General features: G+C 67.5%; 14 protein-coding genes and 1 riboswitch. Of the genes, 11 read left to right on the forward strand and 3 right to left on the reverse strand.

Annotated features, from left to right (window positions below):
* Positions 1–13: 13 nt before the first annotated feature.
* A complete protein-coding gene (gene purU, locus EDF74_RS16385; RefSeq protein WP_121044317.1) occupies positions 14–865 on the forward strand; it encodes a formyltetrahydrofolate deformylase in 852 nt (283 codons plus the stop codon).
* 203 nt (positions 866–1,068) lie between these two features.
* Here purU and pncA read toward each other — a convergent pair whose 3' ends face one another.
* From pncA to metE, 3 genes are all read right to left on the reverse strand, one after another.
* On the reverse strand, positions 1,069–1,695 hold the full coding sequence (gene pncA / locus EDF74_RS16390; protein ID WP_123731103.1) for a bifunctional nicotinamidase/pyrazinamidase: 627 nt from the start codon (positions 1,693–1,695) through the stop codon (positions 1,069–1,071).
* Between the two features lie 52 nt (positions 1,696–1,747).
* Positions 1,748–2,437, reverse strand: coding sequence for an epoxyqueuosine reductase QueH (locus tag EDF74_RS16395; RefSeq protein ID WP_184997340.1), 690 nt, complete (start codon positions 2,435–2,437; stop codon positions 1,748–1,750).
* A 70-nt stretch (positions 2,438–2,507) separates the two neighbouring features.
* Positions 2,508–4,805, reverse strand: coding sequence for a 5-methyltetrahydropteroyltriglutamate--homocysteine S-methyltransferase (gene metE / locus EDF74_RS16400; protein WP_123731104.1), 2,298 nt, complete (start codon positions 4,803–4,805; stop codon positions 2,508–2,510).
* Positions 4,806–5,019: 214 nt separating this feature from the next.
* A riboswitch (cobalamin riboswitch) is annotated at positions 5,020–5,251 on the reverse strand.
* A gap of 103 nt (positions 5,252–5,354) precedes the next feature.
* Here metE and EDF74_RS16405 point away from each other — a divergent pair.
* The 10 genes from EDF74_RS16405 to EDF74_RS16450 all read left to right on the forward strand — a co-directional run bounded on the left by EDF74_RS16405 (position 5,355) and on the right by EDF74_RS16450 (position 14,328).
* A complete protein-coding gene (locus EDF74_RS16405; RefSeq protein WP_123731105.1) occupies positions 5,355–6,137 on the forward strand; it encodes a hypothetical protein in 783 nt (260 codons plus the stop codon).
* Between the two features lie 70 nt (positions 6,138–6,207).
* On the forward strand, positions 6,208–6,774 hold the full coding sequence (locus EDF74_RS16410) for a sigma-70 family RNA polymerase sigma factor (protein WP_123731106.1): 567 nt from the start codon (positions 6,208–6,210) through the stop codon (positions 6,772–6,774).
* The gene (locus EDF74_RS16415) at positions 6,771–7,556 is read left to right on the forward strand and encodes an anti-sigma factor (RefSeq protein ID WP_123731107.1); all 786 of its coding nucleotides are present in this window, start codon (positions 6,771–6,773) and stop codon (positions 7,554–7,556) included. Before EDF74_RS16410 ends, EDF74_RS16415 begins: the two co-directional genes overlap by 4 nt.
* A gap of 90 nt (positions 7,557–7,646) precedes the next feature.
* Positions 7,647–8,606 carry an acyl-CoA desaturase gene (locus tag EDF74_RS16420; protein WP_260232294.1) on the forward strand — a complete coding sequence of 320 codons (960 nt, stop codon included), beginning with the start codon at positions 7,647–7,649 and terminating at the stop codon, positions 8,604–8,606.
* 1 nt (position 8,607) lies between these two features.
* Positions 8,608–9,888, forward strand: coding sequence for an NAD(P)/FAD-dependent oxidoreductase (locus EDF74_RS16425; protein ID WP_123731108.1), 1,281 nt, complete (start codon positions 8,608–8,610; stop codon positions 9,886–9,888).
* The gene (locus tag EDF74_RS16430; protein WP_123731109.1) at positions 9,885–10,652 is read left to right on the forward strand and encodes a DUF1365 domain-containing protein; all 768 of its coding nucleotides are present in this window, start codon (positions 9,885–9,887) and stop codon (positions 10,650–10,652) included. Before EDF74_RS16425 ends, EDF74_RS16430 begins: the two co-directional genes overlap by 4 nt.
* The gene (locus EDF74_RS16435; RefSeq protein ID WP_123731110.1) at positions 10,649–11,905 is read left to right on the forward strand and encodes an SAM-dependent methyltransferase; all 1,257 of its coding nucleotides are present in this window, start codon (positions 10,649–10,651) and stop codon (positions 11,903–11,905) included. The genes EDF74_RS16430 and EDF74_RS16435 overlap by 4 nt, the downstream gene beginning before the upstream one ends.
* Before the next feature lies 1 nt (position 11,906).
* On the forward strand, positions 11,907–12,464 hold the full coding sequence (locus EDF74_RS16440) for a DUF2878 domain-containing protein (protein WP_123731111.1): 558 nt from the start codon (positions 11,907–11,909) through the stop codon (positions 12,462–12,464).
* A complete protein-coding gene (locus tag EDF74_RS16445; protein WP_123731112.1) occupies positions 12,461–13,258 on the forward strand; it encodes a DUF1295 domain-containing protein in 798 nt (265 codons plus the stop codon). The genes EDF74_RS16440 and EDF74_RS16445 overlap by 4 nt, the downstream gene beginning before the upstream one ends.
* Entirely contained in the window at positions 13,255–14,328 is a 1,074-nt protein-coding gene (locus tag EDF74_RS16450) for a class I SAM-dependent methyltransferase (protein ID WP_123731113.1), read from the forward strand. The genes EDF74_RS16445 and EDF74_RS16450 overlap by 4 nt, the downstream gene beginning before the upstream one ends.
* Position 14,329: the final 1 nt, after the last annotated feature.

Below are 14,329 nucleotides of genomic sequence, written 5' to 3' on the forward strand. Positions count from 1 at the left end.
TACACTTGAAAGGATGCGCCCCGATTCCATCCTCACCCTCTCATGCCCGGACCGTACCGGGATCGTCTACCGTGTGTCCGGCCTGCTGTTCGAGCTGGGCTGCAACATCCTCGATGCCCAGCAGTTCGGCGACGACGAGAGTGGCCGGTTCTTCCTGCGCGTGCATTTCGACCGTGCCGCCGAGCAGTCACTGGGCGACGTGGAAGCGCGCATGGCCACGCTGGCCGCCGAGTTCGGGATGGACTGGCAGCTGCATGACGCCCGCCGCCGTGCGCGCCTGCTGGTGCTGGTCAGCAAGCAGGGGCATTGCCTCAACGACCTGCTGTTCCGCGCGCACAGCCGGCAGCTGCAGGTGGACATCGCGGCGGTGGCCTCCAATCACGAGGACTTCGCCGCCCTGGCTGGGTCCTACGGCGTGCCGTTCCATCACCTGCCGGTCAACGCGGACAACCGTGCCGTGCAGGAGCAGCAGATCATCGACCTGGTCGAACGCGAGCAGATCGACCTGGTGGTGCTGGCGCGTTACATGCAGATTCTGTCGCCGCGCCTGTGCGAGGCCTTGGCCGGGCGGGCGATCAACATCCACCACAGCTTCCTGCCCAGCTTCAAAGGCGCGCAGCCGTATCACCAGGCGCACGCACGCGGGGTCAAGATCATCGGCGCCACCGCGCACTATGTGACCCCGGATCTGGACGAAGGCCCGATCATCGAGCAGGACGTGGCGCGCGTGGATCACGCGATGACGCCGCGCGACCTGGTGCGGCTGGGCAGCGACACCGAATCGCAGGTCCTGGCGCGCGCGGTACGCCGGCATGTGGAGCATCGGATCCTGCGCAACGGGCATCGCACCGTCGTCTTCCGCTGACCGGTAGGTACCGACCGTTGGTCGGCATGACGCTCCGGTAGTGCCGGCCGCTGGCCGGCTCATCGCACGCCCCAAACGGTATCGGGAGCCGGCCAGCGGCCGGCACTACCAGCGCACGGCCGGCACCAGACGGTCGTTCTTTGATCCGGTGGGTACCGACCGTTGGTCGGTACGCCGTTCCGGCCGGCGCCCGGGTTCGCCTGTCAGATGACCGCGATCTTCGCCTTGGCCAACGCCTCGCGCACCATCCCATCATTGGCCTCGGTCACGGGTCGGGTCAGGTCCCAATGGAACTTCACCCGGAACCCGGACTTCACCGCATCCTGCGCGCTCCACAGCACGCAGTAGTCGCGCGCCAGGCCGCACACATGCACCTCGCGGATGCCGCGCTCATGCAGCCAGCCGGCCAGGCCGGTCGCGGGGCGGGTGCCATCGGGACCATGGTTCTCACGGAACGCGCTGTAGGAGTCCACCTGCTGGCGCGTGCCCTTGCGCAGGATCAGGTCGGCCACCGTCCAGTCCACGCCCGGGTGCAGCACCGCGCCGTCACTGCCTTGTACGCAGTGGTCCGGCCACAGGGTCTGCGGCTGGGCGTGCAGCAGGATCGCTTCGAACGGGAGATGCCCCGGGTGCTGGCTGGCAAAGGAGGCGTGGTCGGCCGGGTGCCAGTCCTGGGTCGCCACCACGGTGGCGTACCGGCGTTCGGCGAGCAGGGCGGCAATGTCCGGCACGATCGCATCGCCGTCCACGCAGGCCAGTGCGCCACCGGGCATGAAGTCCGGCTGCAGGTCGATCACGACCAACGCGACATCGGCGGGGTAACGGCTCATGGCGGCTTCACGGCTGTGGGGGCGCCCAGTCTAGCCGACGCCCCCGCAACGGTCAGTCGGCGTCGCCCTGCTTCGAGGTCCCGTCGCCGTAGTACAGCACGCCCAGCTTGATCCGCTCGCGGCCGGTCTCGCGACGGTGGCGGTTGGCGTCGCGCAGTGAGTACACGCAGCCGCAGTATTCCTGTTGATAGAACTGCTCGCGCTTGCTGATCTCCACCATCCGCGCGGCACCGCCGCCCTTGCGCCAGTTGTAATCCCAGTACTGGATGCCCGGGTAGTGTGCGGCGGCGCGGTGGCCACAATCGTTGATCTGGTTCATGTCCTTCCAGCGTGAGATGCCCAGCGAGCTGCTGATCACCGCAAAGCCGTTCTCGTGCGCATACAGCGCAGTGCGCACGAAACGCATGTCGAAGCACATCGTGCAGCGGATGCCGCGCTCGGGTTCGTTCTCCATGCCGCGGGCGCGGGCGAACCAGTTGTCGGTGTCGTAGTCAGCGTCGACGAACGGCACGCCATGTTTCTCGGCGAAGCGGATGTTCTCCTGCTTGCGCAGTTCGTATTCCTTCACCGGGTGGATGTTGGGGTTGTAGAAGAAGATCGTGTAGTCGATGCCGGAGGCGGTGATCGCCTCCATGACCTCGCCCGAGCACGGCGCGCAGCACGAATGCAGCAGCAGCCTGGTGTGGCCGTCGGGAAGGGACAGGGTCGGGCGGTCGATCGGTGTCAGGTCATGCGGGTTCATGCGTTTCTCGTCGACCCCACCGCCGGCAACGGCGGCGATGGGGTCCTTGGGGCTGTCTACAAGGGTCGGATCAGGCGGCGTTGGCGTCGGCGGTTTCCTCGCGCAGTTCGCGCGCGGCGGCCACCAGCGCTTCCAGCGCGGCACGGGTTTCCGGCCAGCCACGGGTCTTCAGGCCGCAATCCGGGTTGACCCAGATCTGCTCCGGGCGCAGCACCTCGGCGGCCTTTCGCAGCAGCGCCAGCATCTCGGCCTTGTCGGGTACGCGGGGGGAGTGGATGTCGTACACGCCCGGGCCGATCTCGTTGGGATACTGGAAGCGCACGAAGGCATCCAGCAGCTCCATGCGCGAGCGCGAGGTTTCGATCGAGATCACGTCCGCGTCCATCGCAGCCACCGAGTGGATGATGTCGTTGAACTCGGAATAGCACATGTGCGTGTGGATCTGGGTCGCATCGCGCACGCCGCTGGCGCTGATCCGGAACGCTTCCACCGCCCAGTCCAGGTACTCGCGCCATTGGGCACGGCGCAGCGGCAGGCCTTCACGGATCGCCGGCTCGTCGATCTGGATCACGCCGATCCCGGCCGCTTCCAGGTCGGTCACTTCATCGCGCAGCGCTAGTGCGATCTGGCGACAGGTGTCCGCGCGGGACTGATCGTCGCGTACGAACGACCACTGCAGCACCGTCACCGGGCCGGTCAGCATGCCCTTCATCGGCCGCTGGGTGAGCGACTGCGCATACTGCGACCAGCGCACTGTCATCGGCTGCGGACGGGTCACATCGCCGAAGATCACCGGCGGCTTCACGCAGCGCGAGCCGTAGCTCTGCACCCAGCCATTCTTGGTGAAAGCAAAGCCATCGAGCTGCTCGCCGAAGTACTCGACCATGTCGTTGCGCTCGAACTCGCCGTGCACCAGCACATCCAGCCCGATCTGCTCCTGCACGCGCACGCAGTGTTCGGTCTGGGTGGCCAGGAACGCATCGTAGTCCGCATCGGAGAGCTTGCCGGACTTGTTGCGGGCACGTGCCTCACGCACCTCCAGCGTCTGCGGGAACGAACCGATCGTGGTGGTCGGAAAGCGCGGCAGCTTCAGCGCGGCGGCCTGGGCGAGGTGGCGTTGCGGGTAGCGGCTGTGGCGCTGTGCATCGGCCGGGGTCAGCGAGGAAAGACGCGCGGCGACGGCCGGGTTGTGCACGCGCGGCGAACGACGGCGCGATTCGATGCACGCACGCGAATGGGCCAGCGGTGCTTCGGCACGTGCCGGCGCATCGATCGCATCGGCCAGCACGCGCAGCTCGCCGAGCTTCTGCCTGGAGAACGCCAGCCAGCTGCGCAGTTCGTCATCGAGCTTCTTTTCGTGGTCCAGATCGACCGGGGTATGCAGCAGCGAACACGATGGCGCCAGCCACAGCGCATCGCTGCCGACATGACCGTGCGCGTAGCGCGCCAGCACCAGGGCGTTGTCCAGATGGGTGCGCCAGATGTTGCGGCCGTTGACCAGGCCGGCCGACAGCACGCGACCGGCCGGCAGCGCCTTGATCACCGCATCGAGCTGTTCCGGCGCACGGACCAGATCCACATGCAGACCATCGACCGGCAGCGAGGCGGCAAGGGCGAGGTTGTCCTCCAGCGCACCAAAGTACGTCGCCACCAGCACTTTGGGGCGGGCAGCCTGGGACAGCACCGCATACGCATGCTCGAAGGCAGCACGTGTGGCCTCGTCCAGGTCCTGCACCAGCAGCGGCTCGTCCAGCTGCACCCACGCCGCGCCGGCCGCCTTGAGTTCGCCCAGCAGCTGCACGTACACCGGCAGCAGCGCATCGAGCAGGTCCAGCGCGTTGCTGCCGTCGGTGGTCTTGGACAGCCGCAGGAAGGTCACCGGGCCGATCAGCACCGGACGGGTCTCGATCCCCAGCGCCTTGGCCTGGCGGTACTCGGCCAGCGGCTTGTCGCCGCGCACCGCGAAGGTCTGGCCGGCGTGCAGTTCGGGCACCAGGTAGTGGTAGTTGGTATCGAACCACTTGGTCATTTCCAGCGCATGCAGGTCGATGCCATCGCGCTGCAGGCCACGCGCCATCGCGAAATAGCCGTTCAGCGGCTCGGCATCGGCAAGCGCGCGGTAGCGGGTCGGGATCGCATCGAACAGGAAGGCCGCATCCAGCACCTGGTCATACAGGCTGAAATCGTTGCTCGGCGGCACATCCACGCCGGCCTCGCGCTGCAGCTGCCAGTGGCGTTCACGCAGCTCGGCCGCGGTGTCCTGCAGCGACGCGGCGGTGCTTTCGCCGGACCAGAAGGCTTCGAGCGCGCGCTTGAGTTCGCGCTTGGCGCCGATGCGTGGAAAACCCAGGTTGGTAACAGTGGTCATTGGAACGTGTCCTCATTGCGTAGGGGCATTGAGGAACGAAGGAACCGCGCGCCGTCCGGGGCCTTGCAGCCCGTTTCGCCCCGCCAGCGACCTTCGCCCCCGCGGGCGAACCGGATGCCGTGAAGCGGACGCACGGGGGCAGCGCCAGGCAGGCGGCATGGCGGCAGGCCCCGGCAACCTCCCCGCGGACGTTCCAGGTCGAATCGGAGGACGGTCGTGTCCTCCGGCCGGGGCCGGTATTCGGGCTGATGGACACGGGCGCGGGCGCCCACCTAGTACCTGCCGCTTCCCAGGCCGAGGCCCAGTGCTGTTGGCAGGAGTCGTTTCCATTCACCGCTGCGGGGCAGCTCCGGAATGGGCGCGGGATGCGCCTTCACCGGATTCCCATTTAAATCCATCCCTTCATCTGCATGAAGCGATGGATACCTTCGGCGAGCACAAGGTAGGCCGAAGGCGAGCGATGGTCAAGTCGTCTGCCCGATTCACCCCGCTGCATCCAAACCACTGCCAACTGCGTATCTCCCTGCAAGCCCGCCCGTTTGGACCCCCATGCGCCAGCCCTTGCCCTGCCTGATCCTGCTGCTGTCGGTGATTGCCGCCCCCGTAAGTGCCGCCGATCAGACCGTGCAGCGCCAGGAAGGCCGCGCGTACGCCACCGCCGATGGGCGCCTGCTCTACCGCGAGACCCATTGGCTGCAGGGGCCGGCAAGCGCACAGTCGCGGTTGGTGCTGTACCGCTGCAGCGATGGGCGCCCCTTCGCACGCAAGTGGATGACCCCGCAGGGCAGCCCGCAGACGCCGGATTTCACCCTGGACGATGGCCGCGACGGCTATCAGGAAGGTGTGCGCGGCGGTGCCGCCACCCGCCAGGTATCGGTCCGCGCCAGCGCGCAGGCACCGACGTTCAGCCGCGCGATCGCTGTTCCGCCGGGCGCGGTGGTGGATGCCGGTTTCGACGCGGCGGTGCGCAGCCATTGGGCGGCGTTGCAGGCGGGGCAGAGCGTGGCGTTCCAGTTCCTGCTGCCCAGCCGTCAGCGCCTGGTGCCGCTGAAACTGCAACGCACCGGCGCGGTGACGTGGCAGGGTCAACCGGCCGAGCAACTGCAGATGAAGCTCGATGCGTGGTTCGGTTTCGCGGTGCCCCCGGTCACCCTGGTCTATGCCACCGCGGACCAGCGGCTGCTGCAGTTCACCGGCACCGGCAACGTGCGCGATGAGAAGGGCAAGTATCCGCAGGTGCGGGTCGAGTTTCCGGCGGCTCCCGTTGCCACGCCTGCGGCCGAGTTGTCCGCCGCGCGTACGCAGCCGCTGGTGAAGACATGCGGTGCCTGAGTGCCCCCTTGCAGACAGCGGCGGGAGCAGGGAGGATGCCGATACGCCCGTTATCGACATTGAGCCTGCAATGCCCGAGCTGGACGCCGCCACCGCCGCATCACACCGTCTGGACGAGCTGCTCGTCCGCGTCGCCGGCGGTGATCGCCAGGCGTTCGAATCGGTCTATCAACTGGCCTCTGGCCGCCTGTTCGCGATCTGCCTGCATGTGCTGCGCGACCGCGGCGATGCCGAAGAGGTGCTGCAGGACGTCTTCATCACGGTCTGGAACAAGGCGGCGCAGTTCGACCGCGCCAAGGCGGCGGCCATGACCTGGCTGTCGATGATGGCGCGCAACCGCTCGATCGACCGCCTGCGGGCCGCGCCGCCGCGCGCGCTGGATGACCTCTCCGTGGCGGAGGAGATTCCCGATGTCGCCCCGCAGCCTGCGCACGCCGCCGAGCAGGCCTCCGACCACGCGCGCCTGCAGGACTGTCTGGAGAGCCTGGAACCGCGTCGTCGGTCCTTGATCCGGCTGGCCTTCCTGGATGGCGCCAGCTATGAAGAACTCTCGCGCCGCATCGGTTCGCCGCTGGGCTCGGTGAAGAGCTGGATCCGTCGTGGGCTGGGTCAACTGCGGGTGTGTCTGGAACGATGAACGTCCGCGACCTCCACGATCTGCACGACGACGGCGAGCCGCCGAGTGCCGACATCCTGGCCGGGGAATACGTGCTGGGCGTGCTGGATGCCGCCCAGCGTGCCGAGGTTGAACGCCGCATCGCCAGCGATCCCGGTTTTGCGCGATTGGTGACGCAGTGGGAGAACCGCCTTGCGCCGCTGCTCGAATCGTTCGGCAGTGAAGCGGTGCCTGCGCATCTGTGGCCCCGCATCCGCACGTCACTGGGCTGGCCCGCAGCAACGACCGCCTCGCCCCGGGTCTGGCAGCGCACCGGTTTCTGGCAGGGCATGACAGCGCTGGCCGCCGCGCTGGCCCTGGTGGCGGTGTTCAGTCGCCGCGATCTCGAGCCCGACGCACCTGCGCCGACGCCGGTGGCGGTCACGCCGACCGCGCCGACGACGCCGGCCGAGCCGGAACAGGCGACCAAGCCGGTCACACCGCTGTTGCACGACGATGGCACGCCAGGGTGGCTGGCCTCCGTCGACAAGGCCCAGGGCAAGGTGCTGATGGTGCCCGTCCCGGCCGCGGCCGATGCAGCCGGGCGTGCCCCCGAGCTGTGGTTGATCCCGGCCGGCGGCGCACCGCGTTCGCTGGGCCTGGTCTCCATCGACCGCGCGCATACCGTGGCCGTACCAGACACGCTGCGTGATGCGCTTGTGAACGGCTCGGTGCTGGCGATCACGCTGGAACCGTCGACCGGTGCGCCGCAAGGCATTCCGACCGGCCCGATCATCGCCAAGGGCGACATCGCCAACCTGTAATCGCACGGAGTCGCGGTTTTTTTCCGGATCCGTGCATCCAAACGTCGTGCCCTGTCGTATCTCCTGTTAACGCCTCAGGAGAAGCGAGTCATGTCGGACAGCCCCACCCCGGACGCAGGACGCACCGCACAGCCACGTCGCTGGGCGACGCTGCTGCGCTGGTTCGATACCCGCACCGATGCGGCTGTCGCGACGGACCAGCCACAGCGCGTGGACTGGGTGCGGGCGATCCCGTTCGCCGCGATGCACCTGGCCTGCCTGGCGGTGATCTGGGTGGGCGTGTCCTGGGTCGCGGTCGGCGTGGCGGTCGCGCTGTACGCGGTGCGCATGTTTGCGATCACGGCCTTCTACCACCGCTACTTCTCCCACCGCACCTTCCAGACGTCGCGCGCCGTGCAGTTCATCTTCGCGCTGATCGGCGCCTCCAGCGTGCAGCGCGGCCCGTTGTGGTGGGCCGCCCATCACCGCAATCACCATCGTCATACCGATACCGCCGCCGATCCGCACTCGCCCTCGGTGCATGGCTTCTGGTGGAGCCACATGGGCTGGTTCCTCACGGTCGAAGGCTTCCGCACCGACTGGTCGCGCATTCCCGATCTGGCCAAGTACCCGGAGCTGCGCTGGCTGGATCGCTTCGACACGCTGGTGCCGATCGCGCTGGCCGCCGCATTGTTCGGGCTGGGTGCGCTGCTGGAGCATATCGCGCCGTCGTGGGGAACTACCGGTGGGCAGATGCTGGTGTGGGGCTTCTTCATTTCCACCGTGGTGCTGTTCCACGCCACGGTGACCATCAACTCGCTGGCGCACCGCTTCGGCCGCCAGCGTTTCAACACGGGTGACGACAGCCGCAACAACCTGTGGCTTGCCCTGCTGACCTTCGGCGAAGGCTGGCACAACAACCACCACTTCTTCCCGGGTACCGCGCGTCAGGGCTTCTACTGGTGGGAAGTGGATGTCACCTGGTATGGCCTGCGTGCGATGGCCGCGCTCGGGCTGGTGCGTGATCTCAAACCCGTGCCGGCCTGGGTGCTGGCCAAGGCGGAGCACTGACATGCGGATCGCCGTGATCGGATCGGGTATCGCCGGCCTCTCCAGTGCGTGGTGGCTGAGCCAGCAGCACGAAGTGACGCTGTTCGAGGCCAATGACTACCTCGGGGGTCACACCCATACGCATGAGGTGGAGGTGGATGGGCGAACGCAGGCGGTGGACACCGGCTTCATCGTGTTCAACCCTGCACACTACCCGCTGCTGACCGGCCTGTTCGACGAGCTGGGGGTAGCGTCGCAGCCGACCACGATGAGCTTTTCGGTGCACAGCGAGCGCAGCGGGCTGGAGTACAACGCGACCTCGCTGGACACCCTGTTCTGTCAGCGCCGCAATCTGGTCTCGCCGCGCTTCTGGGGCATGCTGCGCGACCTGCGCCGGTTCTACCGCGAGGCACCGGCGCTGCTGGAAAGCGACGATGAAGGCCCGTCGCTGGGCGAGTTCCTGGCACAGGGCCGTTACGGCCGCACCTTCATCGACGAACACCTGCTGCCGATGGCCTCGGCGCTGTGGTCGTCGCCGACGGCCAGCCTGGCCGCCTTCCCGGCGCGCTATCTCGTGCAGTTCATGGCCAATCACCAGATGCTGCAGATGACCGGGCGCGCGCCGTGGCGGGTGGTGCAGGGCGGTTCGGCCAGGTACGTCGATGCACTGCGCAGCCGCTGGCAAGTGCGCGAGCGCCTGGAGTGTCCGGTGTTCGGCGTGGAGCGGCACGAGCATGGCGTGCGCGTACACAGCGCTGCCGGCCTGGAAGGCTTCGACCAGCTGGTGCTGGCCTGTCACAGCGATCAGGCACTGGCGCTGCTGTCTGATGCCGATCTTACCGAGCGCGCGGTGCTGGGCGCGATCCGCTACCAGTCCAACGAGGTCGTGCTGCATACCGATGCCAGCCTGCTGCCGCGTGACCGCAAGGCCTGGGCCGCCTGGAATGCGCATGTGCCGCGCGATGCGCTCGCACCGTGCACGGTCAGCTACTGCATGAACCTGCTGCAGGGCATCGACACGCCGACGCCCTTGGTGGTCACGCTCAACCGCAGCGAGGCGGTCGATCCGGCCACCGTGCTGCGCCGCCTGCAGTACGCCCACCCCGTGCATGACCACGCGATGGTGCGGGCGCAGCAGCGCTGGGCCGAGATCCAGGGCCATCGCCGTACCTGGTTCGCGGGTGCGTACTGGGGCTGGGGCTTCCACGAAGATGGCATCCGCAGTGCCCGCCGCGTGGTCGATGCGCTGCAGGCGCTGGATGCAGAGTCTTACTGGCCGCTGGCCGAGGCCCTGCCGGCATGACCGCCAGTGCGATCTACCGTGGCTGGATGCGCCATCGGCGGCACGCGCCGCATGCGCATGCGTTCGGCTATCCGATCGCGCAGCTGCTGCTGGACCTGGACGAACTGCCGCGTCTGTTCGAGCGGCGCTGGCTGTGGTCGGTGGGCCGTCGCAACGTGGTCGAGTTCCGCCGCAGCGACTATCTCGGCGCGCCCGATCAACCGCTGGCCGATGCCGTGCGCGCCCGCATCACCGAGGCATTGGGCCGCGCGCCCGCCGGGCCGATCCGCCTGCTCACGCATCCGCGTTATGCCGGCCATGTCTTCAATCCGGTGAGCTTCTATTACTGCTACGCCGCCGACGGCACCACGCTGGACAGCATCGTGGCGGAGATCACCAACACGCCGTGGAAGGAGCGCCACGCCTACGTACTGCCGGTGGCGCAGGCCGATGCCCAGGGCCGCGCGCTGTGCTGGTCCTTCGACAAGCAGTTCCACGTCTCTCCCTTCATGCAGATGGACTGCGAGTACCGCTGGCGCTTCACCGCGCCGGGCGATGACCTGCACGTGCATATGCAGGTGTGGCGCGAGGGCGTGTGCCAGTTCGATGCCGATCTGGTGATGCAGCGCCATCCGCTCACCGGTCGTGGCCTGGCCGGCGTGCTGCTGCGCTACCCGCTGATGACCCTCAAGGTGGTTGCCGCGATCCACTGGCAGGCGCTGCGCCTGTGGCTCAAGCGCAACCCCGTTCACGACCATCCATCTCTTGCCGGAAAATCCCCATGAACGACATGACCCGTGCGGTGGCCGTGCCGCAACCGTCCGCCCTTGAAGGATTCCTGCGCGGGCGACTGCTGGCGCAACTGGCACCGCTGCGCGGCGGGCATCTGCGGCTGCGCGATGCCGTGGGCGATGTGGTGATCGGCGATCCGGACGCCCTGCCACAGGTGACGGTCTGGGTGGACGACCCCGGTTTCTACCGCGCGGTGGCCGCGCAGGGCAGTGTCGGTGCGGGCGAGGCCTACATCCGCGGTGACTGGCGCTGCGATGACCTGGTCGCGCTGGTGCAGTTGCTGGTGCGCAACCGCGATCTGCTCGATGGCATGGAGGGCGGCCCGGCGCGCATCGGCGGCTGGCTGCTGAAAGGCTGGAACCGGCTGCGTCGCAACACGCGCGAAGGCAGCCGCCGCAATATCGCCGCGCACTATGACCTCGGCAACCCGTTCTTCTCGCTGTTCCTGTCGCCGGACCTGATGTACTCCTCGGCGCTGTATGCCAGCCCGGACGACACGCTGGAGACCGCGTCCGAGCGCAAGCTGGCCTGCATCTGCGAGCAGCTGCAGCTCACCGCGGCCGATCGCGTGGTCGAGATCGGCACCGGCTGGGGCGGCTTCGCGCTGTACGCGGCCCGCCATATCGGCTGCCACGTCACCACCACCACCATCTCGGTGGAGCAGTACACGCTGGCCAGGCAGCGGGTCGAGGCGGCCGGGCTGCAGGACAAGGTCACCCTGCTGCTCAAGGATTACCGCGATCTGGAGGGCCAGTACGACAAGCTGGTGTCCATCGAGATGATCGAGGCGATCGGCGCGCAGTACCTGGACACCTACTTCGCCACGCTGACCCGCCTGCTCAAGGACGATGGCCTGGCGCTGCTGCAGGCCATCACCATCGAAGACCAGCGTTACGAGCAGGCGCGGCGCAGCGTCGACTACATCAAGCGCTTCGTGTTCCCCGGCAGCTTCATTCCCTCGATCAATGCGATCGTCGCCGCCAAGACCCGCAGCAGCGACCTGCAGCTGATCGGCCAGCATGATTTCGGCCCGTCTTATGCACTGACGCTGCGTGCGTGGCGCCAGCGCTTCCTGGCCCAGCTGCCGGCGGTGCGTGCACAGGGCTTCGATGCGGGCTTCATCCGCATGTGGGAGTTCTATCTGGCGTACTGCGAAGGTGGCTTCCTGGAGCGCTCCATCGGCGTCTCGCACCTGCTGATGGCGCGTCCGGGCTACCGGCCCGCACTGATTGCCGGGGAGGCCTGAGGTGCCACGTTTCTGGGCCAACGTGATCGGCAACCAGCTGGTCTGGCTGTGCGCCGTGACCGGCGCCGGTCACGGGCTGCGTTGGCCCGCGCTGGTGGCAGCGGCGGTTTACGTGGCTAGTCAGCTGGTCTGGTCCGCGCAGCCGTCAGTTGAAGTCAGGCTGATGCTGGTCGCGCTTGGCTGCGGGCTGCTCGTTGACGGATTGGCCGGCGCCTCCGGCTGGGTGCTGTACGCGGCCGGCAATGATCCCGCGTGGATCGCCCCGGTCTGGATCCTCGCGCTGTGGGCCGCGTTCGCGATGACGCTCACGGTGTCATTCGCGGTGCTGCAGCGGCATCTGGTTGCGGCAGCGCTGGTTGGCCTGCTGCTGGCCCCGCTGGCATATCTGTCCGCCGCGCGCGGCTGGTCGTCGGTGGTGTTCGCCGCGCCGCAGTGGCACGGCGTGCTGCTGCTCGGCCTGGGCTGGGCGATCGCATTGCCGGTGCTTGCGGCGTGCGCCCGTCATTGGCAGACCCGTGCGGTACCCCTCGCCACACTTGCTCCAGGAGACACACGATGAAGATGCTGTGGGTGGTGTGGCTGTACGCCGCCGTGATCATGACCTGGGGCTGGTGGTGGCAGCGCCGTCACCAGAACATCGGCGTGGTCGATGTGCTCTGGGCCAAGGGTGTGGGCGCCTCTGCCCTGTTGCTGGCACTGCTCGGCGATGGCGCGGCGATGCCGAGGATCGCGCTGGCCGTGCTGGGCGGGCTATGGGGTTCACGCCTGGCGCTGCACCTCTGGCACCGCGTGCGCAGCGAGCCCGAGGATGGCCGCTACCAGCATCTGCGCAAGCATTGGAATGGCCACCAGGGAAAGATCTTCGGCTTCTTCCAGTTCCAGGCGCTGTTGATCGTGCTGTTCGCGCTGCCCTTCGTGGCGGTGTCGGTGAATCCGGAAGCACATGGTTGGGGTTGGGTGATCGCGGCCGTGGCGATGTGGCTGCTGAGCGTGGGCGGCGAATCGCTGGCCGACCGTCAGCTGGCGCGCTTCCGCGCCGATCCGGCCAACAAGGGCAAGACCTGCCGCGATGGGCTGTGGCGCTACTCGCGGCATCCCAACTATTTCTTCGAATGGCTGCACTGGTTCACCTACGTGCTGCTGGCCGTGCAGTCGCCGCTGTGGTGGCTGGCCTGGTCCGGCCCGCTGGTGATGTACGTGTTCCTGCGCTGGGTCAGCGGCATCCCCTTCACCGAAGCGCAGGCGCTGCGCTCGCGCGGTGAGGATTACCGCGAATACCAACGCACCACGCCGATGCTGTTTCCGTGGTTCCCCTCCCGTTCGTCGTCTGCCCGCAAGGAATCTTCACCATGAATGTCGCCAGTGACCGTCTTCCGCTGCCGGACTACGCACCGGGCCTGACCGGCCTGGCCGAACGCGGGGTGCTGCCCGATACGCTGTTGCGGCTCGGCATCCGCCGCCAGTGCGAGCAGCGCCTGCGCGAAGAGCTTGCCGGCGGCCAGCAGGTCCAGTCGCAGCGCTTTGCCGCGCGCATCGCCGGGCTGGCCAGCAGCGCGGTGGCGTTGCACGTGGATGCGGCCAATCGCCAGCACTATGAAGTGCCGGCCGAGTTCTTCCACCGCTGCCTCGGCAAGCGCCTGAAGTACAGCAGCTGCTACTACGCCACCGGCACTGAAACCCTGGACGAAGCCGAAGAGGCGATGCTCGCGCTGTACGGCGAGCGCGCACAGCTGGCCGATGGGCAGCATATTCTTGAGCTGGGCTGTGGCTGGGGTTCGCTGACGCTGTGGATGGCCGAGCGCTATCCGAACGCGCAGATCACCGCCGTCTCCAACTCCAACAGCCAGCGCGAGTACATCCTGGGGCAGTGTCGTGCACGTGGCCTGATTAACGTCACCGTGCTGACCCGTGATGTGAATCACCTGACGCTCGATGCCGAGACCTTTGATCGCTGTGTCTCGATCGAGATGTTCGAGCACATGCGCAACTACCCGCAGCTGCTGCAGCGCATCCATTCGTGGCTGCGGCCGGAGGGCAAGCTGTTCGTGCACATCTTCGTGCACCGCACGCTGATGTACCCGTTCGAGACCGAGGGCGACGACAACTGGATGGGCCGCCACTTCTTCACCGGTGGCCTGATGCCGGCGGCCGATACCCTGCTGTTCTTCCAGCAGCACCTGCAGCTGCAGCAACGCTGGCTGCTCGATGGTACCCACTACGAGCGCACCGCCAACCACTGGTTGGCCAATCAGGACCGCGAGAAAGAGGCCGTGATGGCGGTGCTGCGGCAGACCTATGGCGACGCCTCGGCCGCGCTGTGGCATCAGCGCTGGCGCATGTTCTGGATGGCCTGCGCCGAGCTGTTCGGTTACCAGCAGGGCCAGCAGTGGCAGGTGGCCCACTACCTGTTCAACCGTCCGTGAT

The organism is Stenotrophomonas rhizophila (assembly GCF_003751305.1).
GTDB lineage: Bacteria > Pseudomonadota > Gammaproteobacteria > Xanthomonadales > Xanthomonadaceae > Stenotrophomonas > Stenotrophomonas rhizophila_B.

Excerpts from the sequence above, each read along its gene's own strand:
- purU (WP_121044317.1), top strand. The coding sequence starts at position 14 with ATGCGCCCCGATTCCATCCTCACCCTCTCATGCCCGGACCGTACCGGG.
- pncA (WP_123731103.1), bottom strand. The coding sequence starts at position 1,695 with ATGAGCCGTTACCCCGCCGATGTCGCGTTGGTCGTGATCGACCTGCAG.
- EDF74_RS16395 (WP_184997340.1), bottom strand. The coding sequence starts at position 2,437 with ATGAACCCGCATGACCTGACACCGATCGACCGCCCGACCCTGTCCCTT.
- metE (WP_123731104.1), bottom strand. The coding sequence starts at position 4,805 with ATGACCACTGTTACCAACCTGGGTTTTCCACGCATCGGCGCCAAGCGC.
- EDF74_RS16405 (WP_123731105.1), top strand. The coding sequence starts at position 5,355 with ATGCGCCAGCCCTTGCCCTGCCTGATCCTGCTGCTGTCGGTGATTGCC.
- EDF74_RS16410 (WP_123731106.1), top strand. The coding sequence starts at position 6,208 with ATGCCCGAGCTGGACGCCGCCACCGCCGCATCACACCGTCTGGACGAG.
- EDF74_RS16415 (WP_123731107.1), top strand. The coding sequence starts at position 6,771 with ATGAACGTCCGCGACCTCCACGATCTGCACGACGACGGCGAGCCGCCG.
- EDF74_RS16420 (WP_260232294.1), top strand. The coding sequence starts at position 7,647 with ATGTCGGACAGCCCCACCCCGGACGCAGGACGCACCGCACAGCCACGT.
- EDF74_RS16425 (WP_123731108.1), top strand. The coding sequence starts at position 8,608 with ATGCGGATCGCCGTGATCGGATCGGGTATCGCCGGCCTCTCCAGTGCG.
- EDF74_RS16430 (WP_123731109.1), top strand. The coding sequence starts at position 9,885 with ATGACCGCCAGTGCGATCTACCGTGGCTGGATGCGCCATCGGCGGCAC.
- EDF74_RS16435 (WP_123731110.1), top strand. The coding sequence starts at position 10,649 with ATGAACGACATGACCCGTGCGGTGGCCGTGCCGCAACCGTCCGCCCTT.
- EDF74_RS16445 (WP_123731112.1), top strand. The coding sequence starts at position 12,461 with ATGAAGATGCTGTGGGTGGTGTGGCTGTACGCCGCCGTGATCATGACC.
- EDF74_RS16450 (WP_123731113.1), top strand. The coding sequence starts at position 13,255 with ATGAATGTCGCCAGTGACCGTCTTCCGCTGCCGGACTACGCACCGGGC.